Raw genomic sequence first — 20,331 nt, forward strand, 5'->3', positions numbered from 1 at the left:
TTCCACCACGCCCGTATTGCGTGTTCTACTGGAAAACGTTGCTTTGTTGGTGCTGGTCGACTGTGTTCGAGGAGAACCATGACCAAGCTGGATACAACTGATGCAGAACGGAACGAGCGCGGAACGGTCAAACGCCTTCGCGTGCCGATCTTCACCGTGATCGCGCTTGCAATCTTTGCCTTCGTCGCAGGCGGATTCGGCGGTTCTTTCCAGGGCAAACTCGCCGAGGTTCAGAAGAACGACAACGCCTCGTACCTGCCGAGTTCCGCAGAATCGACGATCGTCAGCAATCAATCCGCGAACTTCCTCGCAGTCGAGACGATCCCTGGTTTTGTTCTGTTCCATCGAGATTCGGCCCTCACCGAGGCGGACAAATCTGCAATCAACTCGGCGTACGGCGCCATTGCCGGCATCTCCGGGGTAGACGCCGACGGAATGCAACCCACTCAGTACTCCGCCGACGGCACAACTGCGTCGATCTTCGTGCCACTCGTCGCCAAGGACGGAGACACATCCGTGGCAGGCGATGTCCTGGCGACCACCGAGCAGAACGTCATCGACGCAGCAAAACAAGCAGCTGGTGATGTCGAGGTACTCCCAGCCGGGCCAGGTGGGCTACTCGTTGCGTTCATCGACGCCTTTGCCGGTCTGGACGGAGCGCTCCTTGGCGCGGCACTCCTGGTCGTGATCCTCATCCTGCTTGTCGTGTACCGATCGCCGGTGTTGTGGTTCTTCCCGCTGTTCTCCGCGCTCCTCGCCATCGGCTTGTCGTCGATGGTGATCTATTTCCTCGCGAAAGCCGAATTACTCACTCTGACCGGACAATCTCAAGGCATCCTTTTCGTGTTGGTGATCGGTGCCGGTACCGACTACGCCCTACTCTTGATCTCTCGCTATCGCGAAGAACTGCACACGTATCCCAACCGCTTCGACGCGATGATCAAGGCCTGGCGCGAGTCTGCGCCGGCCATCACCGCTTCGGCTGTCACCGTGATTCTCGGTCTGCTTTGCCTGACGTTCTCTCAACTCAACTCCAACAAGAGCCTCGGACCCGTCGCCGCCATCGGGATCGCCTGCACCTATCTGGTGATGATGACGTTCATGCCGGTCGCTCTGGCCGCCACCGGACGGTGGGTCTTCTGGCCGCGCAAGCCCAAGGTCGATCACGCCGCAGACCTTACGACGCACGGGATGTGGGGCAAGATCGCCGAGGCCGTCGGTAGCAAGGACCGCCCACTGTGGATCGGCGCCACAGTGTTGTTGATCATCCTGTTCGCGGCCGGGATCGGCAGTCTCGAAACCGATGGCCTGACATCCACCGAAAGCTTCACCAATCGTCCCGACGCCGTTGTCGGACAAGAACTCTACGACTCGAAGTTCGATCCCGGAGCCGGCGCACCGGCCGTGATCACCGCAAACGCCGACCAGGCCGACGCCGTCATCAAAGCAGCCAGCGGCGTCGAAGGTATCTCGCAGGATCCCGGCGCCGTCTGCACCCAGGTGGACGTCGCGAAGGTCAGCGATTTGATCAAGACCAACCCCGCTGCCTTCGCACAAGCCGCCGCTGCGGGTTGCGCCCCTGCGGCTTTCACCGTTGCACCGATCGACGGCCGAACCATGATCAATGCAACCCTCGCCGACTCCTACGATTCGCCGCAGGCACTCGAAACTGTCAAGCGACTGCGGACTGCCGTCCACGACGTGCCCGGCGCCGACGCGCTCGTCGGCGGCAGCACGGCCACCACCCTCGATGTCCAGGCGGCCTCGGTCCGCGACAGAAACCTGATCATCCCGATCGTGCTGGTGGTGATCTTCCTGGTTCTGGCCGCTTTGCTCCGCGCTCTGCTGATCCCGGTGATTCTCATTGTCACCGTGGTGCTTTCATTCGCGGCGACCCTCGGTGTGAGCGGATTCTTCTTCACACACGTATTCGGGTTCGCCGGGGCGGATCAATCGTTCCCGCTGTTCGCCTTCGTCTTCCTCGTCGCGCTGGGTATCGACTACAACATCTTCCTGATGACCAGAGTCCGGGAGGAGACCGGAGAATTCGGCACCCGTGCAGGTGTACTGCGCGGTCTTGCGGTGACGGGCGGTGTGATCACGTCAGCCGGAATCGTCTTGGCCGCAACATTTGCCGTACTGGGCATCCTGCCACTGGTCTTCCTCGCCGAGATCGGATTTGCCGTGGCCTTCGGCGTGCTGCTCGATACGATCATCGTGCGCAGCGTCCTGGTGCCGGCACTCTCTCACGACTTCGGGAAACGTATTTGGTGGCCGTCCGAACTGGCGCGCGCGAAAGACTGACCGACTACAGAAACGCTTCCTTGGTCCACAGATGAAAGAGCGCGTAGGCTCGCCAGGGTCGCCAGCGCTCGGACAACGCTGCGGCTTCTTTGGCCGTCGAGACCCCCAGCGCACGTTTCAACACCAGATCATCGGGCACGAATGCGTCGCGATCACCGAGAATCCGGACGGTGAGATAGTCAGCGGTCCACGGTCCGATCCCCTTTAGCGCCAACAGCTCTCGCCGAAATTGGACAGGATCCGCATTCCCGGAGAGGTCGAGGCCGTTCGCTGCCGCAGTTGCCAGCGTGTGCACTGTTCTTGCGCGCGCTGTGGTCAATCCGACGGCTTTCTGTATGCCCTCGGTTGATTGCGCTGCAACCACGTCCGGATCAGGGAAGGCAAGAAAATCCCCTTGCACCGGCGCTCCGAATGCGCTGACAAAACGACCACCGAACGTCCTCGCCGCGCCGAGCGAAACCTGTTGTCCCAGAACAGTGAGCACTGCGGTCTCGAACCCGTCCACCGAACCGAGCACACGCAATCCTGGACGGGCGGCAACAAGTGGGGCCAACAACTCATCACTACCGAACGCCGCTTCGACAGCAGTGTGATCGGCGTCGAGGTCGAGCCAACGGCGCACGATCACCTCCAGCACTGCGGAATCCGCTACCGGCACATCGGAATCCACGACGACACCGTCGTCGGTCCACGACACCGACACGACAACGGGTCCGGAAGGCAACGGTACGACTCTGGTGTGAACACCGTCGTCGTGACGCTCGAGGCCTGCGACGCAGTGAGCCCGCAGGGCACCGGTGAGCGGTTCGACTGCATAGGGCGCCTGAAAGCGCAGCGTCATTGCGCTCACCGGCCGGCTTCCAGATCCAGCAGAATCGCTTTCAGTTCGGGGCCACCCGCGTACTGCCCGAGGCTGCCGTCGCTGCGCACCACCCGGTGACACGGGACCACCAACGGCAGCGGGTTCTTTGCACATGCGGTCCCGACGGCACGCACCGCACGTGGGCTTCCCGACGCTGCCGCGACCACCGAATAGCTTGCAGTGTGGCCGTATTCGATCTCGGGAAGATGACGCAACACTTCGCGTCGAAACCCTTTCGCGAGTTGGAAATCCAAGCGCAGATCGAATTCTCGACGCGCACCGGCAAAGTACTCGTCCAACTCGCGAGCGACAGTGTCCAGCCTGCGCGGGTAATGAAGCACACGAGGGCTGACGGTGTCCGCCAATCGTTCCAGAACGAGGTCGTGCCCTTCGACGGCAAAGGCAACCCGCACCAGGCCGACATCAGTTGCCGCCAGCAGCAGCTTTCCGACCGGCGAATCGACGGTTCGATATGCCACGTCGATCAATTCGGCTTCGGACGCCTGCGCAGCCAGGCGCGCCCGTAGGCGGATCATGGCGTCGGCGTCAACGGCTGGAAGTGCCTCGAACACATCGTTACTCATGAGTGACTCCCTTCCGCAGCGGTAGCGGACAAGTAGGTTCTTCGCAGGGTGGCGATACCGTCGGCACCCGCGCGTCTGGCGGCTGCCGGCGTGTTGCCGAGGATGTCCGCGATCTCTGCGTACGGCAGCCCACCCAGAAAGTGATAGGCGACCGCCGCACGTTGTTTGAGTGGTAGTTGTTCGAGTGCGTCCCAGAGTTCGTGATCCCACGTGCCCGGCACGCCGATTCGCGTCGGCAATTCCGGAACGTCGTCTGTCGGCACGGCCACGCGGGCACGCACTCGGGTGATGTCGATTGCCTTGCGGTGCGCGATGGTGACCAGCCAGGCTTCGATGTTCGCGTCCGGGTTCAGATCCGGGTATGCCCGCATCGCCGCGATGAACGTCTCGGACCACGCGTCCTCGGCGTCGACGGGCCCGACCACCGCGCGGCAGACACGGAGGACCACTGCACCGTATTCGGTCACGACGTCTTCGAACGGTTTGAGTGTCACGACCGGTAGACGTTCCCGATCACCGAATTGTGAGCCGAGCGCATCAGAAGAGGACATCCGATTCGCCGCCGTGCTCGCGGTCGAGCAGGAACCGCTTACGTTCGAGGCCGCCGGCGAAACCGGTCAGACTTCCGTCGCTACCGACCACGCGATGACAGGGAACGATGATGCTGATCGGATTCTTGCCGTTTGCCGCGGCGGCAGCTCGGATCGCAAGCGGGTTACCCAAAGTTTGCGCGAGCTCCATGTAGGTCCAGGTTTCGCCGTACGGGATCGTTCGCAAGGTGTCCCACACCCGCTTCTGGAACTCGGTGCCCACGGGCGCCAGCGGCACGGAGAACTCCGTGCGATCACCCTCGAAGTACTCGGTGAGCTGCGATTCGACTTCACCGAAGACCGCCGAGGAACGATCACCGAACGTGGACTCGTCCGGCTTGTGGCGATGCTCCGCCATGTACAGACCGCAGAGGTCGTCACCTGCTGCTACCAGCGTCAACGCTCCGATCGGCGAGTCGATCACAGTGTGCGTACGGATAGCCGTCATGTCTCGATCCTTCCAGGTTGCGCGGTGCGGCAGGCAGCGGGTGAAGTGATTGTCCGCGCCGGCACCGACACCTCGAAGACGCCGCGGGCCTCGTGAATGTGAGATTTACCTGTACTTTGACGTCACATCAGGCAGTATCGAGGGATGGCTCTAGTTTTGCCCGGCAGCTCCACCGTCGTCCGCTCCGTCGGCGACGTGGTGCACTGGTCCCTGTCCACGGTCGCATTTGCGGTCACCCTGCCCACTCGACTCGAGGCGCTCCTCTTCTCGGTCGAGAGGTTGGTGGCGCGCATCAACCAGATCGCCGACAACGCCGACCGCGTCGTCATCGGAGCCGCCGCCGTGACCGTTCGCGCTGAGACACTGGTCGAGGCCGTCGAGCAGACGTCGGACATCGCGGGACAACTCCTCGAGATCTACGAGCCCATCGCCCTACAGCTCGCGCCGCTGGCCGCCAGGTTCGCCGACGACCTTTCCGAGGCAGAGGTCAGCGCCGCGATCAAGCTGATCGACCAACTACCGGAGCTCACCGACCGGGTGGCCGCGGTGTTGCCCATCCTCGGAACCTTGGACTCCGTCTCGCCCGAGATCCACGAACTCCTCGGAGTGGTCAAGGACCTGCGGCAGGCGATCGTCGGGGTGCCTGGCTTTCACTTCTTTCGCAAGCGGGGCGAAGCCAAGCTGGATTGAAATTTCAGGCGGAGTAGCCGTTGGTCCCGGCCCGCGCCATGACGACCTTCGGAACGACCGCTCGAGACGAGAGCTTGAGCAGACCGTCCACCAACTCCACGATGTCGTCGACCTTGATCATGGTGTCCGGTGTGATCCGATCGTGTGTCCATGCCGACATGTCGGTGTCGACGTAACCGGGAGCGATGGCCGTCGCACTGACGCCGTTTCCGGATTCCTCGGCGTTGAGTGCCTCGACCATCGAAATCAGCGCAGCTTTGGTGGCTCCGTAGACGGCCAGGCCGCTCTCGGCATACACACCGGCCATCGAGGCGAGAGCGATCACCTTCGCTCCGCCGGCAAGGTCCGCGTCCGCCGCTGTACGCAGGAGCGGCAGCGACGCTTGCAATAGTGCAAACGGTGTTCGGAGATTGACGGCAACGGTCTTGTCGAAACGTCGCATCGGGTAATCCGCTACTCGCCCACTGGTTCCCACTCCGGCGTTGAGGACGAGAGCCCTCATGGAGCCGAATCGCTCATTGTGTGTGGCGACGAGTGCTGCGGCGAAGTTCTCGTCCGCCATGTCGCCGGCCGAGACGACGACGTCCGGCGATCCGGCGCGCGTAAGTTCTTCGGCGACAATGGCGAGCCGCTCGGTATCACGCGCTGTGATGGTCAGCCCGTACCCTTGCGAAGCCAAGCGTGTTGCGATGCCGAGCCCGATTCCCTTGGAGGCGCCGGTGACCAGTGCTGATCGAGTCATTCGAATTTCCCTTGCAGTGCGTTGAGTCCGGCCGAGATCAGTTCCGGCACAGAAGATCCAGCCTTGTCGAATCCCCCGCCGACGGTGGCTCCTGCTCGGAATCGGTGATCGATGCCCTGCGCCACGACGGCGAGTTTGAAGAACCCGAGCGCCATGTAGAAGTTCCAATGCGCCAGTTCACGACCCGACACGGACGAATACCGTTGCGCCAGATCGACAACGGACGGTAGCGACGGGCTCGTCCACGCAGCAGGCTCACCCAGAACCAGATCCAGCGCGGGATGCCGATAGACGCACATCATCGCGATGTCCGCCAGCGGATCGCCCAGCGTCGACAGTTCCCAGTCCACCACTGCGGCAACCTTGGTGACGTCGTTCGCCGCGAGAATCGTGTTGTCGATCCGGTAGTCGCCGTGAACGATCGACGAGGCTGATTCCGCCGGAATCAATTCCGCGAGGCTCGACGCCAACCTGTCCACGTCGGCCGAGTCCTCGGTCTTGACGCGTGACCATTGACCGGCCCACAACTTCACCTGGCGGGCTACGTAACCGTCGGGTCTGCCGAGTTCGCCGAGACCCACTGCGGTGTAGTCGACGTCGTGCAGTGCAGCGAGAACACGCACCAACTCGTCGGTGCACTGCGTGACCTGCGCTGCCGGAACAGCTTCCAACTCGGTTTTGGTTCGGATCACTTGACCGGTGACGAACTCGACCACCGTGAACGACGCACCCATCACCGAGGCGTCCTCGCACAGCACGACGGTCGGCGCGACCGGCACGGCAGTGTTCTGCAACGCCGAGGTGATTCGGAACTCACGCGCAACGTCATGCGCCGACGGCGTGAGGCCGGCCGTGGGTGGACGACGCAGAATCCACTTCGAGTTGTCGTCGAAGATTCCGTAGGTGAGATTGGATTTGCCGCCTGAAATCAGTTCGGCTCGCAACTCACCGCTCACCTCGACGCCTGCGGCTTGCAGATACTTGTGGAGCGCCGCGAGATCGAGTCCTGGAAAGTCCGTCACTTCGACTCCTCCCGAGCAGCGCGCTTCGCAGCTCCGACAACACGTTTCGCAATTGCCCAGCGATGAACCTCGGACGGGCCGTCGTAGACGCGGAAGGGACGCACTTCGCGGGACAAGCGTGCCAGCGGCAGATCGCCGGACACGCCCATTCCGCCACACATCTGAATGGAGCGGTCCACGATCCGGAAGATCGCCTCGGCAGCGTAGGTCTTGGCGATGGACGTCGCGTTGCTCGCGTGCCCGCCCTGATCGAGTTCGAAGCAGGCCTGCACCAGAAGTGCGCGGCTGGCTGCGATGTCGATCTCGTTGTCGGCGACCATCTTCTGGATCATTCCGAGATCACCGAGTTTCGAGCCGAAGCCTTCTCGTTCGGCAACCCTGGCCACGGCGACGTCGTGGCCGCGGCGCGCTGCACCGAGCCAGCGCATCACGTGCGTCATGCGGGCGGGACCGAGGCGAACCTGCGCGTAGGCGAAACCTTGATCGACCTCACCGAGAACGGCCTCGTCGGGTACGAAGAGATCCTCGAACGTGACCTCGCAGTGCCCGCCGATCATGGCCTTGTCGAGGGTGTCGATGTGTCGACCCACTACCAGGCCGGGAGCATCCGTCGGCGCCAGGAACATGGTCGCTCCGCCGCGCTGCCCGGGCTCACCGGACGTGCGCGCCATGATGATGAAGAACCCGGCGCCGTCGGCGCCGGTGATGAACCATTTCTTACCGTTGATCTTCCAGCCACCGGGGACTTTCTCGGCGCGGGTGTTCAAAGCCGAAGGATCGGATCCCGCTCCCGGCGCGGGTTCGGTCATGGCGAATGCCGACCGCATGTCCCCGCTTGCGAGCGGCGCGAGGAACTGCTGCTTCTGTGCTTCGTTCGCCACGTGGGCCAGCATGTGAACGTTGCCCTCGTCCGGCGCCGCGATGTTGAGCGCCGTCGGCCCGAATAGCGAGTAGCCGGCTTCCTCGAAGACCGGCGCGCGATCACTCATGTTGAGTCCGTGTCCGCCGTACTCGATCGGCGCATGCGGGGCGAAGACACCGGCTTCTTTTGCTGCCGACTGCATCTCGATGCGGATTGCATCGCCACCCGCTACAGCGATGTCACCGGCGTGTTCGTCTTCGATGGGGAGCACTACGTTGCGCGTGAAGTCGCGCGTCTTCTCGATCAGCGCCACCACCTCGGGCGCGTACGTCAGATCGATTGCCACCAGCCACCTCCGAAAGAACATCCCGACCGAGCGATCGCTCGGTATCAGCACTCTCGCACACGCCGACGCGTCGGGTCAACAATCCTCGAGCATTGCCTCGCCCTGATCGAGCCGGCCGGCAACCACCATGTCGCGGTACAGATCGTCCTTGTCCATGAGCTCGTCATGGTTGCCGATGTTGCGGATCCGACCGTCTTCCATGACCACGATCCAGTCGGCGTCACGCACCGTCGAGAGCCGGTGAGCGATAGTCACCACGGCCCCGGTGCGCGCACGTTCGTTGATCGCGTCGACAATCGCGGCTTCGGTGAGCGTGTCGACCTGGGCAGTGGCTTCGTCGAGCAGAAGCAAAGCACTCGGCCGCAGAACTGCGCGCGCCATCGCGATCCGCTGACGTTGGCCGCCCGACAGCGAAGTGGCCGTCAGAGCGGTGTCGAGTCCGTTGGGCAGGGCCTCGATCGCGTCGTCGAGCCGGAGCAAGCGCAGAACGGCCTGGACTTCTTCGTCCGTCGCATCGGGATGGCTGAAGACGACGTTCTCCCGAATCGTTCCGGGCACCACCGGTGTCTCCTGCTCCACGTATGCGAGACTCTCGCGCACAGCGCGGTGATCGAGCGCGTCGTAACCGACTCCATGCAGGAGAACCTCACCCGATCGCGGTTCGACAAATCGCAGCACGGTCGAGAGCAAGGTCGTCTTTCCTGCACCCGACGGGCCGACGATGGCCATGTGCCCACGCGTCGGAATGACCAGCGAGACATCGCGCAACGCCGGCTGGTTCGATCCGTGGTAGCTCACGGTGACGTCGCGCAACTCGATCAGCGGCGCGGCAGCGTTGGTTTTCGCGACCACGTCCACGACCTCGTCGTACTGCTCGGTGGGCAACGACTGCATCTCGCGAATCCGGATAGCTGCCGCGATTCCCGACTGAACGGAGGTCACGTTCTGCGCAAGCTCCGACACCGGCCCCATCAGGGTGAAGGCGTAGAGCAGAAACGCGATGAGCGTCGAGACTGCCATTTCGCCGTCGGCGACTCGCCAGGCACCAAAGCCGAGGATGGCAATGATCGATCCTTGAATGGCGGTCCACGCGACAGTCCACGCGGTTGCCGACACTCGAACTGCCGTGATCGCATGCTTTTTCGCATCGGACGCATTGTTCGTCACCAGAGCGCCGACGCGATCCTCGGCGAGGGAAACCTTGACCGTCCGGATCGCACGCAAGCCACCCTCGAGTACGCCGCCGAGCTGACCGAGCGATTCCTGGGTTCGCGCTTCGGCTGCGGAAATCCGAGGCATCAGAACGGCAAAGAGTATGGAGGCGAACACGATTGCCACCATGGTGACGCCCAACAACGGCAGATCCAGTACGCCCATCAGAACAATCGTTCCGATGGTCAACGCGGCTGCGTTCAGAATATTCACCGCGGCCGACGACGCAGCCTCCCGCAGCAGCAAGGTGTCAGACGTGACCCGGGTGACCAATTCACCCACGGATCGCGATTGCAGCGAAGGTACGGTCGCCGCCAGGAATCGCTTCACCAGCGACGACCTGGCGTCGAAGACAACCTTCTCGGCGGCGGTTCCGAGAACGATCCACTGAGCACAACCGAGCACGGCACCGACGATCAGAAGGACGACGAGCGTGAGGATAGGTCCTTTCAGCGACGCACCGGTATCGAGGGTGTCGAGAACCCACTTGGTGACCATCGGCGTTGCCAGCGTCGCCGCCGAGCCGCACAGCGCCAGTACCAATCCGAGAAGGAGCGACGGCAGATGCGGTCGAGCGAACTCCGAGAGGACGCGGAGATTGCTCCATTTCGGTGCGGGCTGAGAAGCGTCGGATTCAAGCATGAATTTATGGAACACGAATGTTCCATAAAGGGCAAGAGAAATTCCGATTCGGAAACACTGGATACCGAAACCGGACACGGCTACGCTTCGGATTCGTGACAACGATCCACAGCGCACCAGAACAAAGCGCGACCCGCGAGCGCACACGGAAGGCCATCCTCGATGCTGCCGTTTCGGTGTTCGCATCCAAGCCTGCTGCGACCCTCAGCGAGATCGCTTCGGCCGCAAAGGTCGGCCGGACCACTTTGCACCGCTACTTTCCCGAACGGTCAGACCTGGTCGACGCAGTCGCGGCCGAGGCCACCCGCGCCGTCGGAGAGGCAGCAGCAGCAGCTCGACTCGGCGAGGGTACGGGAGCCGAAGCGCTGGTTCGCCTGTGCCATGAATACTTCGAACTGGCCGACCTCTTGACGGTCCTGTTCTTCACTCCCGGTGTGTATCAAGAAGATTCGTTTGCCGAGTCCGCGTCGAACGACGACTCAGTCACCGATGCCATCGAGCGCGGACACTCCGACGGTTCCATCGACCCCGACATGGGTTCGGACTGGGTGCAGAACCTGCTGTGGTCACTGCTCTACACGTCGATGGACTACGTGAACCGTGGTTCCGGGACGCGCCTACAAGCCTTGGACCTGACGGTTCGCAGCCTCCGCCGCGGAATCGCCCCCGATCCCGCGGTCTAGGTTGTCGGCTGCTTGGACTGCGGCACGCCGTTTGGTCACGCCTAGTTTGCGGTAGATCGAGCGAATGTGAGTCTTCACAGTGGGATAGGCGATGCCGAGGTGCGCAGCGATCTCGTCTGCAGTCATCGTAGTTCGCAGAAAAGTGAGGATCTCTTTCTCACGTTCCGTCAGGACTCCGGCGAGTTTGGCAGAGAGCTGGCCCCGTTTTTCCAGAATCGTGCGTAGGAGCTCCTGGTGTCTCGACCCCCGGACCGCGTGCGCTGTCAGGAGGTCGACAACTACCGGATCGCCGCTCAGAAATGGGGCGAGAATGCGCTCGGGGATTGCCTCGGCCAGCGCACGATCCAACTGCTCGTGTGCCTGCGGTCCACACCCTGCGACGGAGCTCAGGGCGGCAGACGTGACAAGGGTGCTCACCAGCGCGTATCGCGGCAGCGCGGCCGAGGTTGCCAAGCGAAGCGCTTGAGCCGACGGTTCCGGATCCCCCATGACTCGGTAGAGCTCCGCGAGAAGCGCGTGAGCGACCGCAGCACCTGTTCTGGTCAGCGTGGGCATTGCGATGCGGCGAGCTTGCTCGTCCTGTCCTTGAGCGTGGGCGAGCCAGGCCGTGGTGACGCGCCGCAGCGTATCCCAAGGAATGCCGTGCTTGTCCGCAGTGCTCACGCCTCGCAGCAGACGAGCGGCGTTGTGGTACCGGTCTTCCCGGTTCAGAGCGATCAGGCTCATCACCAGGTACAGACGGGCGAGCGCCTCGAAGTTGGTTCCGGGACTGCCCTCCACGATGATCGAGTCGAACTGAGCGATCGCTTCCTCGAAGTCGCCACGCCAGTAAGCGATGCACCCTCGATTCGACTGTGGGAGTCCACCTTCGAAGCGTTCCCAATCGGACGCCACATCTCGCGCAGGAAGGCCGTCGAGGATCTGTTCGGCTTCGGTGAATGCTCCCGCGTGGGTCAGCGCAAAGGCCAAGTTGGACTGTGCAAGACGCAATGTCTCCGTGCGCGACTGCAACTGCGCCTCGTCGCCGGCCGAGCGAAGTAGCGCGATGGCACGAGGAAGGTCACGACGAAGCCTGACCTCGGTCCATCCGAGGAGGAAAAGCGCGGACGGGTAATCGTCCTCGGGCTCGCACTGGGCGAGCGCGTGACGCGCGCGATCGGCGATGACGGCCTTGGTCGAGGTGTCCGGAGCGAGCAGCAGGTCGGTGAAGCAGACGACAAAATCGTCGGACGCCACCCGCAGACCCTGCCCGCGGAGAAACTCAGCGCCGTACGGATCACCGCTGAGATCGCGGCAGCACGCCCGTATCAGCAGGATGTGCGGATCGTGGGGATCGGGATGAGCAAGGCAGAGCTGCTCGAGTTCCCTGGTGTGAGATTCGAGAATCAAACGAAGCCAGTTTTTCCGCAGGACTCGTCGAGCCTGCTCCGCCTCACCAGAGGCGAGTGCGTCACGCACGGCTTCGATCATGTGTCGAAGATACTCGAGACGTTCGATGTCCGTGGAAATCCGGTCTCATCCGCTTCGGATGAGACCGCGATCGAAGCCTGCGGAAACCAGTGAGAATTGCCGGAATCAACCGAAATGCGATAGTCGGCGGAATCCCGGTGCGCAGGCCTGACACGAAACGGATAAGACACATGAGCTTCTGGGAAAGCCTCGGCTGGATGCTGTGGGCAACCGTCTTCATCGGATATCTCTTCGCGCTGTTCGCGATCATCGCCGACCTGTTCCGCGACCACAAGCTCAGCGGTTGGTTGAAGGCCGTCTGGGTGTTCTTCCTACTCTTCCTGCCCATCCTCACCGCGCTCGTCTATCTCGTCGCCCGCGGCGAAGGGATGACGGAACGCAGCAACAAGGCCGCACGCGACGCCGAGAAGGCCGCCGAATCGTATATCCGCGAGGTCGCGGGGAAGAGCCCCAGCGAGGAGATCGCCGCAGCCGCAGCACTGCTCGAAGCCGGAGCGATCAGCGAGGACGAGTTCGCCGCACTCAAGCTGAAGGTCCTCTCGTGAGTGCCGCGCGTTTCGGCCCCGTCGACTTCTACCTTCTCGGCCTGCCTGGGCAGAGCCTCGACCCGGCCGCGCTCTCCGCACTGACCGACCTTACGGATACCGGCCTGGTGCGGCTGCTCGATCTGATCGTCATCTCCAAGTCCGAGGACGATGAACTCACCCTCATCGAAGTCGAGGAGTTGCCGAACGGCTTCGAGATCAACGTCGAGATGCTCGGCGCGTCCGGTCTGCTCGGGCATGAGGACATCACCGAACTCGCGGCAGCCATTCCCACCGGTGCCACAGCGCTGCTGGTCGCGCTCGAGCTGGTCTATCAGCGTGAGCTCGCCGCCCGCACCGCTGCGTCAGGCGCGGTGCTACTGGGTTACGAGCGGATACCCGCACCCGTCGTCAATGCCCTCATGGACACGATCATCCCGGAATTGGAGGTCTGACATGCCGTACATCCCGAGACGAGGCCGCCCCGGACTACTGGGCCTCGCCGCCCGCACCGCGGTCGTCACCGGTACCGCGACCGCCGTCAGCGACGGTATGGCCACCCGCCGGCAAAGGAGAGCTCAGGCCGACTACGAGCAGGCGCAGTACGAATTCGCCCAGCAGCATGCCGCACTCCCGATGCCCACACCCGCACCCGCGGCCCCGGTCGATCTCGTTACCGAGTTGCAGAAACTCGGCGACCTCAAATCACAAGGCCTGCTGAGTGAGGCCGAGTTCCAAGCCGCGAAAGCGCGACTGCTCGGCTGATTCACCCCGACGGGCCATGGATTACCGCGCCCGCTTCCGTACCCCGACACCGAATGGAACCCACTATGTCCACGATCGCCGTCAACGTCCTGAACTTCAATCGGGCAGAATCCGATCTCATGTTCGCTCGCCTGGCCGCGGGCGTCGGCCTGGGCACGTGGAACCACACTCGTGATCTCGGGTCACTCGACAACCAGCCGATCATCCGCCAGAACCGCGACACTCTGTACAGCAGCGCGATCATCGACGTGCGCGAGAACGTCACCATCACGGTGCCCGATACCGGCGAGCGCTACATCTCCGTGTGGGTGGTCAGTCAAGATCACTTCGGTCCCGTCATCCTGCGCGACCCGGGAGAGCACCTGCTCACGCGTGAATTGGTCGGGACCGACTACGCCGCACTGATCGTGCGCATCCTCGTCGATCCGAACAGCCCCGAAGACGTCGCCGAGGTGAACCGGTTGCAAGACGCCCTCAACATCGACGGCGGCGGAACGGGAGAGTTCCCGTTGCCCGACTACGACGAGCAATCGCAGACCGAGACCCGCGACGCACTCCTCGCACTCGCGCGTGGCATCACCACGTACGACCATTCATTCGGTACCGCTGCGGAAGTCGATCCGATCAGGCACCTGCTCGGTACCGCATCCGGCTGGGGTGGCCTTCCCGAGTACGAGGCCACCTACGTCAACTTCGACGAACGTCTCCCGGTCGGGGAATACCGTCTCCGCCTGAACGATGTTCCCGTGGATGCGTTCTGGTCGGTCTCGCTGTACAACGCGGCCGGATACTTCGAAGAGAACGCTCTGGGCGTCAACAGCATCAACAGCCTCACGGCCACCCCAGACTCCGACGGCAGCACCACCATTCGCTTCGGGGTCCATCTCGACGGCGTCGCGAACGCACTGCCCATCATGCCCGGGTGGAACTACGTACTGCGCCTGTACCGCCCCCGTCCCTCCGTGCTCGACGGCACCTGGACGGCGCCTCGTCCCGAAGCCCTGCAGCAAAGCGTTCCCCACGCACACACCACTCTCGGGTGACTCGACCTGATCACGGAGGTACAAGCCATGCGTCTGTTATTTCAGCTCATTTCGCAATGTGTTCTCGGCGCGATCGCGCTGATCGTCGTGCATTTTGCTCTTCCCGGGGTCAGCCTGAGCGTGAACGGCTTCTTGGCCGCTATCGGTGTATTCACCCTCGCACACATGATCCTCGGCCCATTCGTGCTCAGCGTGGCACTGCACTACGCGGCTCCGCTCGCGGGTGGTGTCGGCTTGGTCGCCACACTGCTCGCGCTCTGGGTTGCGACCCTGGTCCCCGACGGTATCGAGATCAGCGGCGTCGGGTCCTGGATCCTCGCCCCGATCATCGTGTGGGTGATCACGGCATTGGGAGGGTGGATCTTCATGGCTCTCGTCATCGACAAGTGGATCAAGAGACGCAATGCCGAAAAGCTCGTGCGCAGTGTGCAGAAGGCATGAATGATCAGTTCGGAAACGGAACCCACAAGGAGTCAGCCATGCCAACTCACCCGCTCGATCGCCGCGTTCTCCTGAAGACCGCTCCGAACTTCCGGGACCTCGGTGGCATTCCTGTTGCGGACGGCACCGTCCGCGCGGGCGCGCTCTATCGTTCGGCGACTCTGGCGAAACTCGACGGCGACGACCTTGCCGCGGTCGCCGACTTGGACGTCCGGACGGTATACGACCTGAGGACCGCCGCCGAGCGCGACGGCGCACTCGACAATCTCCCTGACTCGACGCGCACAGTCTGGCTCGACGTACTTGCCGACAATGCCCAAAACGCCGCGGCCACTGGACTACTCATGACGGACCCGGTCGCATACGCCGAGACCATCAGCGATGGACGTGGGATCGCACAGATGGAGGAAGCCAACCGCAACTTCGTCAGCCTGCCGTCCGCTCTCGACGCCTATCGCACGTTCTATCTCGACCTCATCGACGAAAAACGCTCCGGGGCAGCACTTTTCCACTGCACCACCGGCAAGGATCGAACCGGGTGGGCCGCGACCTCTTTCCTACTCCTCCTCGGGGCCGACGAAGCCGATGTACGCGCCGACTACCTGGAGACGAACACCGATCTGGCCCCCATGACAGAACCGATCCTCGACTTCGCCGCGAGCAAAGGCGTTGACGCAGAAGTGCTACGACCCCTCCTCGGAGTCCGTGACAGCTATTTCGACGCAGCTCTCGACGAAATGCGCACGCACTTCGGCACCGTCGAGGACTACGCAATCAACGGACTGAAGCTCACCGCAGAGCAACTCACCGCGCTCCGCGAGCGGTTCACATCCCGATCGGCCTTCATCAGCGCGACGTGATCGAAGCTCTCGCCGGGCAGGAATCCGTGCCCTCGTCCTGCTTCTTCGGGCGATTGCCCACCCGGGTGACCACGACGACGGCGACGATGCCCACCGCCAAGCCGAGCGCGGTGAACGGAGTGAAGGATTCTCCGAACATCAGTGCGCCCCAGACCGCGGTGACGGGGGCGATCAAGAACATCAGGGTGTTGACGGACGTAATGCCGATGCGGCGGAGCAACAACCAGTACAGCCCGTAACCACCGAAGGTGGACAACACGATCAACCAGAGCAACGCGATCCAGAATGTGTTGACGCTTGGCGGTACGGCGACACCTGAGGCCACCGCCAGTGTCGTGAAAACTATTGCGCTGGTAGAGCAGTGGATGGCCAGAGCCTGCAGAGGTGGCGTGGACGTGTGAGCGCGTTGTTGGACGAAGGTGGATGCAACCAGGCTGAGCATCCCCAGGAACGGAATCGCGTACGCCCACCACGGCGCCGATTTACCGGCCCCGGCATCGGCTGCCGTGACCATCGCGACGCCGCCCATTCCGATCGCCAACCCGATCCACTGCATACGCGGGACTGCGACACCGAGGACCGGACCGAGCAGCGCGGCAGCCACCAGCGGCTGAATACCGTCGATCAGCGCTGTGGTTCCGGTGTTCACGCCGAGATCGACTGCCCAGTACACCGACAACAGGTAGCCACTCTGGGAGAGCATCCCGATCACCACCTGCCTGCCGAGAGCCCGCGGTGTGGGCATCGTGTTCCGGCGCCGGGCGGATAGCCAGACAATCGGGAGCAGTACCACCGCGAGCGGGAGAAAACGCCACATCAGCAGTGTGGGGACCTCGGCACTGCCGGCGCCGAGTTTGGCCCCGATGAATCCCGAACTCCAGCACACGACGAACAGGACCGACAAGGTAGCCGTCACGGCAGATCTCGAGGTCACGATCCGAGGTATACCGATCTGTTTACTCATGAACTCGACTATACAGATCGGTATACTTTTGTCCATGGCAGAGGAATCCACACCCGAATTGACTCCGAAAGCGCGTCGCATTCTGGAGTCTGCGTCGAAGCTGTTCTACGAAAAGGGGATTCATGCCGTAGGCGTGGATACCGTCGCACTGGACGCCGGGGTCACGAAGAAGACTTTGTACGAACGGTTCGGCTCGAAAGACGGTCTCGTCGTTGAATACCTGAGGGCTCGAGATCGGCGGTGGCGAATCTTTCGCGACGAGAAGCTCGCATCAGCCGGAGCTAGCCGCGCCGAACAGTTGAGTGCGGTATTCGACGCTTCCGCCTCCTGGTCCAAGGCGAGCGGAGGCAAAGGGTGCAGCATGATCAACGCGCACGCCGAGTTCAGCGATCACTCACATCCGGTGTTCGCTGTCATCGCCGAACAAAAGCGGGAGATGTCAGACCTTTTCCGGCGCATTCTGGCGACGGACGGACTAGCCGACGAACGTCTCGTCGAGGCAATCATGCTGCTTCACGAAGGTGCCCTCGTCGCAGACGGGATCGGTATCGGCACCAACCCCTTCGGTGCCGGCCGGAACGCAGCCCTCGAATTGTTGAAGACCTCGGGGTAACCCACCCCTCTTCGCACATTCCACAAGACCCTTCGACAGCGTCCACACCTGACATCGCGATCATTCCTCAGGCGCTACAAACTGACCGTCAACCATCGCCCAACCCGGGGAATACAGGAAACGCACATCACCGCGCATGGAGGTCGGGATTCCTGTCGACAATCTCATGCAAGGCATCGCTTATCGCCCGTACGCGGGCCAATCTGATCAGCTCGCGCGGGACAACGAGCCAATACGACCTCCGAATTACGAACTCGTCACGCAGCACCGGCACGAGGTCATCGTCGGTCGCGCCGATGTATGTCGGCAAGGGCGCGATTCCCACACCGTGCCTGACCGCCTCGTAGTGACCAGCGATGTTATTGGTCTGGATCTGCGCCCGCCCGGTGGGCAGTATCCGGTCGAGGATACGCAGAGGTTCGACATCCAAGAACGCGTCCACATACCAGACGAGCGTGTGATGACGTAGGTCGTCCACCGACGAGATCGACTCGTGCGTCTCCAGATACCGACGCGAGGCGTAAAGCCGCAAGTTGTAGTCCGCAAGTTTGCTGACGACCACAGATCGGGGAGAGGGACGCTCCAACGTGACGGCGACGTCGAAGTCACGCCCGGTCAACACATCGTGGGTAGTCGAAGTCAGCACTTCGGTGTACAAATCCGGGTGCCGGACACGGACAGAGCGCAGGCCCGGAACCAAGACGAAGGCACCGAAGCCGTCTGGGGTCAGGATCCGGACCGTCCCGTTGAGGCTCGGCGACGCCGAGGCGGTCGTCTCACCGAGCGCAGAAAGTAGCGTCGACTCGATACTCTCCGCGTAGGGAACCAATCGCCTGCCCGCCTCGGTCAGCTGCCAGCCCGAGACGCCGCGATCGAAAAGCCTTGCTCCCATGTCTTTTTCAAGCCTAGAGATTCTCCTGGAGACAGTGGTCTGATCGACCCCCAGCCGCTTCGACGTATCCGAAATGCGCCCCGTGCGTGACAGTTCCAGCAGAAAGCGCAGGTTGTCAGAAGTAAACATCGCCATTCCTGTTCTTGGCTGCAATTTTGCATTGAGTACTGCGATCTTACTTGTTGACGACGGCAATTCTGCGGCACAGACTCGAATCAACCCCAGCCTCAGGAGTGAATAGTCATGACTGTCATCGCACATTGGATCGACAACACGATCGCCCCCGGTTCGAGCGGAAACTCCGCTCCGGTCACGAACCCTGCGACCGGCGCCGTCACTGGCAGTGTCGCGCTCGCCAGCGTGCAAGACGCACGCGCCGTTATCGACGCAGCTGCTGCTGCGTTTCCCGATTGGCGCGACAGTTCGCTCGCCAAGCGAACCGCAATCCTCTTCGCGTTCCGCGAACTGCTCAATGCCCGCAAGCACGAACTCGCCGAGATAATCACCGCCGAGCACGGCAAAGTCCTCTCCGACGCACTCGGCGAGGTGTCAAGAGGCCAGGAAGTCGTCGAATTCGCTTGTGGCATCGCGCACCTGCTCAAGGGCGGTATGACCGAGAATGCCTCGACGAACGTCGACGTCACCTCGATCCGTCAACCACTCGGCCCGGTCGCGATAATCTCGCCGTTCAATTTCCCCGCGATGGTCCCGATGTGGTTCTTCCCCATCGCGATCGCCACCGGAAACACGGTAGTACTCAAGCCGTCCGAAAAAGTTCCATCTGCTTCGCTGTGGATCGCGGCACTCTGGGCCGAGGCAGGACTTCCAGCAGGCGTGTTCAACGTCCTGCAAGGCGACAAGACAGCTGTCGACGAACTTCTGACCAACCCTGCGATCAAGGCCGTTTCGTTTGTCGGTTCAACCCCCATCGCCCAGTACGTGTACAGCACCGGCACCAGCCATGGAAAGCGCGTTCAGGCTCTCGGAGGAGCGAAGAACCACGCGATCGTCTTGCCTGACGCAGACCTCGATCTGGCCGCCGACGCAATGGTCAACGCCGGATTCGGCTCGGCCGGCGAGCGCTGCATGGCGATCTCGGCACTGGTCGTCGTCGGCGACATCGCCGACGAACTCGTCGGCAAGATCGCCGAGCGGACCCGCACCCTGAAAACCGGTGACGGCACGAAGAACTCAGACATGGGCCCTCTGGTGACCAAGGCCCACCGCGACAAGGTCGCCTCCTACGTCGACGCCGGTGAGGCCGCCGGCGCGACACTCGTCGTCGATGGCAGGCAAGTGCAGGCGAACGGTGGTGAGGGCGGATTCTGGCTCGGCCCGACCCTGATCGACCACGTCACCACCGACATGAGCATCTACACAGACGAAATCTTCGGCCCTGTGCTCTCGGTCGTGCGGGTGAACTCCTACGACGAAGCACTCGACCTGGTGAATTCGAGTGCATTCGGGAATGGCACCGCGATCTTCACCAATGACGGTGGCGCAGCACGTCGCTTCCAGAACGAGATCGAGGTTGGTATGGTCGGGGTCAACGTCCCTATTCCAGTCCCCATGGCCTACTACAGCTTCGGTGGTTGGAAGAACAGCCTGTTCGGCGACACGCACGCTCACGGTACCGAGGGTGTCCACTTCTTCACCCGCGGGAAGGTCGTCACTACCCGCTGGCTCGATCCCAGCCACGGCGGCATCAACCTCGGCTTCCCCGAAAACAACTGAGTCCCTATCCCGTCCGAATACCACGGGCTGGGAAATAC

General features: G+C 62.5%; 22 protein-coding genes. 11 read left to right on the plus strand and 11 right to left on the minus strand.

The features are described from left to right. Positions 1-78: 78 nt before the first annotated feature. Complete coding sequence (locus P0M12_RS07975; RefSeq protein ID WP_277377573.1) at positions 79-2,304, plus strand: MMPL family transporter; 2,226 nt, start codon at positions 79-81, stop codon at positions 2,302-2,304. 4 nt (positions 2,305-2,308) lie between these two features. Here P0M12_RS07975 and P0M12_RS07980 read toward each other — a convergent pair whose 3' ends face one another. Genes P0M12_RS07980 through P0M12_RS07995 form a run of 4 tightly spaced genes read right to left on the minus strand, consistent with a single transcriptional unit; the run spans position 2,309 to position 4,788 of the window. Then, on the minus strand, positions 2,309-3,154 hold the full coding sequence (locus P0M12_RS07980) for an AlkA N-terminal domain-containing protein (protein WP_277377574.1): 846 nt from the start codon (positions 3,152-3,154) through the stop codon (positions 2,309-2,311). Further along, complete coding sequence (locus tag P0M12_RS07985; protein WP_007729599.1) at positions 3,151-3,750, minus strand: methylated-DNA--[protein]-cysteine S-methyltransferase; 600 nt, start codon at positions 3,748-3,750, stop codon at positions 3,151-3,153. The genes P0M12_RS07980 and P0M12_RS07985 overlap by 4 nt, the downstream gene beginning before the upstream one ends. Beyond that, positions 3,747-4,301: a sigma-70 family RNA polymerase sigma factor gene (locus P0M12_RS07990; RefSeq protein WP_080961251.1), complete on the minus strand. Its 555-nt coding sequence runs from the start codon at positions 4,299-4,301 to the stop codon at positions 3,747-3,749. Before P0M12_RS07990 ends, P0M12_RS07985 begins: the two co-directional genes overlap by 4 nt. Continuing rightward, positions 4,288-4,788: a methylated-DNA--[protein]-cysteine S-methyltransferase gene (locus tag P0M12_RS07995; protein ID WP_003940613.1), complete on the minus strand. Its 501-nt coding sequence runs from the start codon at positions 4,786-4,788 to the stop codon at positions 4,288-4,290. Before P0M12_RS07995 ends, P0M12_RS07990 begins: the two co-directional genes overlap by 14 nt. A gap of 144 nt (positions 4,789-4,932) precedes the next feature. On the opposite strand from P0M12_RS07995, the gene P0M12_RS08000 reads away from it, so the two are divergent. Next, positions 4,933-5,478, plus strand: coding sequence for a hypothetical protein (locus tag P0M12_RS08000; protein ID WP_007729604.1), 546 nt, complete (start codon positions 4,933-4,935; stop codon positions 5,476-5,478). 4 nt (positions 5,479-5,482) lie between these two features. Here the strand turns inward: P0M12_RS08000 and P0M12_RS08005 are convergent, their stop codons facing one another. The 4 genes from P0M12_RS08005 to P0M12_RS08020 form a co-directional block, all read right to left on the minus strand. Continuing rightward, a complete protein-coding gene (locus P0M12_RS08005) occupies positions 5,483-6,220 on the minus strand; it encodes an SDR family oxidoreductase (RefSeq protein WP_277377575.1) in 738 nt (245 codons plus the stop codon). Then, positions 6,217-7,242 (minus strand): phosphotransferase family protein, encoded by a 1,026-nt coding sequence (locus P0M12_RS08010; RefSeq protein ID WP_007729609.1) that lies wholly within the window; start codon positions 7,240-7,242, stop codon positions 6,217-6,219. The genes P0M12_RS08005 and P0M12_RS08010 overlap by 4 nt, the downstream gene beginning before the upstream one ends. Then, a complete protein-coding gene (locus tag P0M12_RS08015; RefSeq protein ID WP_277377576.1) occupies positions 7,239-8,450 on the minus strand; it encodes an acyl-CoA dehydrogenase family protein in 1,212 nt (403 codons plus the stop codon). Before P0M12_RS08015 ends, P0M12_RS08010 begins: the two co-directional genes overlap by 4 nt. A gap of 75 nt (positions 8,451-8,525) precedes the next feature. Then, entirely contained in the window at positions 8,526-10,304 is a 1,779-nt protein-coding gene (locus P0M12_RS08020) for an ABC transporter ATP-binding protein (RefSeq protein ID WP_007729612.1), read from the minus strand. 95 nt (positions 10,305-10,399) lie between these two features. Here P0M12_RS08020 and P0M12_RS08025 point away from each other — a divergent pair, with 95 nt between their 5' ends. Beyond that, a complete protein-coding gene (locus P0M12_RS08025; protein ID WP_030537226.1) occupies positions 10,400-10,987 on the plus strand; it encodes a TetR/AcrR family transcriptional regulator in 588 nt (195 codons plus the stop codon). On the opposite strand, the gene P0M12_RS08030 is transcribed toward P0M12_RS08025, so the two are convergent. Then, positions 10,922-12,457 carry a LuxR family transcriptional regulator gene (locus P0M12_RS08030; protein WP_221742394.1) on the minus strand — a complete coding sequence of 512 codons (1,536 nt, stop codon included), beginning with the start codon at positions 12,455-12,457 and terminating at the stop codon, positions 10,922-10,924. The genes P0M12_RS08025 and P0M12_RS08030 overlap by 66 nt on opposite strands. 170 nt (positions 12,458-12,627) lie before the next feature. On the opposite strand from P0M12_RS08030, the gene P0M12_RS08035 reads away from it, so the two are divergent. The 6 genes from P0M12_RS08035 (at position 12,628) to P0M12_RS08060 (ending at position 16,090) form a co-directional block, all read left to right on the plus strand. Then, on the plus strand, positions 12,628-13,002 hold the full coding sequence (locus tag P0M12_RS08035; RefSeq protein ID WP_030537228.1) for a PLDc N-terminal domain-containing protein: 375 nt from the start codon (positions 12,628-12,630) through the stop codon (positions 13,000-13,002). Next, positions 12,999-13,436: a DUF6325 family protein gene (locus P0M12_RS08040; protein WP_083056591.1), complete on the plus strand. Its 438-nt coding sequence runs from the start codon at positions 12,999-13,001 to the stop codon at positions 13,434-13,436. Before P0M12_RS08035 ends, P0M12_RS08040 begins: the two co-directional genes overlap by 4 nt. Before the next feature lies 1 nt (position 13,437). Beyond that, a complete protein-coding gene (locus P0M12_RS08045; RefSeq protein ID WP_030537230.1) occupies positions 13,438-13,746 on the plus strand; it encodes an SHOCT domain-containing protein in 309 nt (102 codons plus the stop codon). A gap of 65 nt (positions 13,747-13,811) precedes the next feature. Next, positions 13,812-14,789: a DUF1214 domain-containing protein gene (locus tag P0M12_RS08050; RefSeq protein ID WP_003940299.1), complete on the plus strand. Its 978-nt coding sequence runs from the start codon at positions 13,812-13,814 to the stop codon at positions 14,787-14,789. 27 nt (positions 14,790-14,816) lie between these two features. Next, complete coding sequence (locus tag P0M12_RS08055; protein ID WP_020970904.1) at positions 14,817-15,230, plus strand: phage holin family protein; 414 nt, start codon at positions 14,817-14,819, stop codon at positions 15,228-15,230. Between the two features lie 38 nt (positions 15,231-15,268). Next, positions 15,269-16,090 (plus strand): tyrosine-protein phosphatase, encoded by an 822-nt coding sequence (locus tag P0M12_RS08060; protein ID WP_047272157.1) that lies wholly within the window; start codon positions 15,269-15,271, stop codon positions 16,088-16,090. Here P0M12_RS08060 and P0M12_RS08065 read toward each other — a convergent pair. Then, positions 16,077-17,054 (minus strand): DMT family transporter, encoded by a 978-nt coding sequence (locus P0M12_RS08065; RefSeq protein ID WP_047272155.1) that lies wholly within the window; start codon positions 17,052-17,054, stop codon positions 16,077-16,079. The two genes, P0M12_RS08060 and P0M12_RS08065, sit on opposite strands and share 14 nt — an antisense overlap. Before the next feature lie 34 nt (positions 17,055-17,088). On the opposite strand from P0M12_RS08065, the gene P0M12_RS08070 reads away from it, so the two are divergent. Further along, positions 17,089-17,667, plus strand: a complete 579-nt coding sequence (locus P0M12_RS08070) for a TetR/AcrR family transcriptional regulator (protein WP_042923936.1) — start codon at positions 17,089-17,091, stop codon at positions 17,665-17,667. 127 nt (positions 17,668-17,794) lie between these two features. Here the strand turns inward: P0M12_RS08070 and P0M12_RS08075 are convergent, their stop codons facing one another. Then, positions 17,795-18,688 (minus strand): LysR family transcriptional regulator, encoded by an 894-nt coding sequence (locus P0M12_RS08075; RefSeq protein ID WP_042924016.1) that lies wholly within the window; start codon positions 18,686-18,688, stop codon positions 17,795-17,797. A gap of 114 nt (positions 18,689-18,802) precedes the next feature. On the opposite strand from P0M12_RS08075, the gene P0M12_RS08080 reads away from it, so the two are divergent. Continuing rightward, a complete protein-coding gene (locus P0M12_RS08080) occupies positions 18,803-20,293 on the plus strand; it encodes a CoA-acylating methylmalonate-semialdehyde dehydrogenase (protein ID WP_277377577.1) in 1,491 nt (496 codons plus the stop codon). The last annotated feature ends 38 nt before the right edge of the window (positions 20,294-20,331 follow it).

The sequence above is a fragment of the Rhodococcus sp. RCBS9 genome (assembly GCF_029457415.1).
Lineage (GTDB): Bacteria > Actinomycetota > Actinomycetes > Mycobacteriales > Mycobacteriaceae > Rhodococcus_F > Rhodococcus_F qingshengii.

Coding starts and splice junctions, on each gene's coding strand:
- P0M12_RS07975 (WP_277377573.1), top strand. CDS start 79: ATGACCAAGCTGGATACAACTGATGCAGAACGGAACGAGCGCGGAACG.
- P0M12_RS07985 (WP_007729599.1), bottom strand. CDS start 3,750: ATGAGTAACGATGTGTTCGAGGCACTTCCAGCCGTTGACGCCGACGCC.
- P0M12_RS07990 (WP_080961251.1), bottom strand. CDS start 4,301: ATGTCCTCTTCTGATGCGCTCGGCTCACAATTCGGTGATCGGGAACGT.
- P0M12_RS07995 (WP_003940613.1), bottom strand. CDS start 4,788: ATGACGGCTATCCGTACGCACACTGTGATCGACTCGCCGATCGGAGCG.
- P0M12_RS08000 (WP_007729604.1), top strand. CDS start 4,933: ATGGCTCTAGTTTTGCCCGGCAGCTCCACCGTCGTCCGCTCCGTCGGC.
- P0M12_RS08005 (WP_277377575.1), bottom strand. CDS start 6,220: ATGACTCGATCAGCACTGGTCACCGGCGCCTCCAAGGGAATCGGGCTC.
- P0M12_RS08020 (WP_007729612.1), bottom strand. CDS start 10,304: ATGCTTGAATCCGACGCTTCTCAGCCCGCACCGAAATGGAGCAATCTC.
- P0M12_RS08030 (WP_221742394.1), bottom strand. CDS start 12,457: ATGATCGAAGCCGTGCGTGACGCACTCGCCTCTGGTGAGGCGGAGCAG.
- P0M12_RS08035 (WP_030537228.1), top strand. CDS start 12,628: ATGAGCTTCTGGGAAAGCCTCGGCTGGATGCTGTGGGCAACCGTCTTC.
- P0M12_RS08045 (WP_030537230.1), top strand. CDS start 13,438: ATGCCGTACATCCCGAGACGAGGCCGCCCCGGACTACTGGGCCTCGCC.
- P0M12_RS08050 (WP_003940299.1), top strand. CDS start 13,812: ATGTCCACGATCGCCGTCAACGTCCTGAACTTCAATCGGGCAGAATCC.
- P0M12_RS08055 (WP_020970904.1), top strand. CDS start 14,817: ATGCGTCTGTTATTTCAGCTCATTTCGCAATGTGTTCTCGGCGCGATC.
- P0M12_RS08060 (WP_047272157.1), top strand. CDS start 15,269: ATGCCAACTCACCCGCTCGATCGCCGCGTTCTCCTGAAGACCGCTCCG.
- P0M12_RS08065 (WP_047272155.1), bottom strand. CDS start 17,054: ATGAGTAAACAGATCGGTATACCTCGGATCGTGACCTCGAGATCTGCC.
- P0M12_RS08070 (WP_042923936.1), top strand. CDS start 17,089: ATGGCAGAGGAATCCACACCCGAATTGACTCCGAAAGCGCGTCGCATT.
- P0M12_RS08075 (WP_042924016.1), bottom strand. CDS start 18,688: ATGTTTACTTCTGACAACCTGCGCTTTCTGCTGGAACTGTCACGCACG.
- P0M12_RS08080 (WP_277377577.1), top strand. CDS start 18,803: ATGACTGTCATCGCACATTGGATCGACAACACGATCGCCCCCGGTTCG.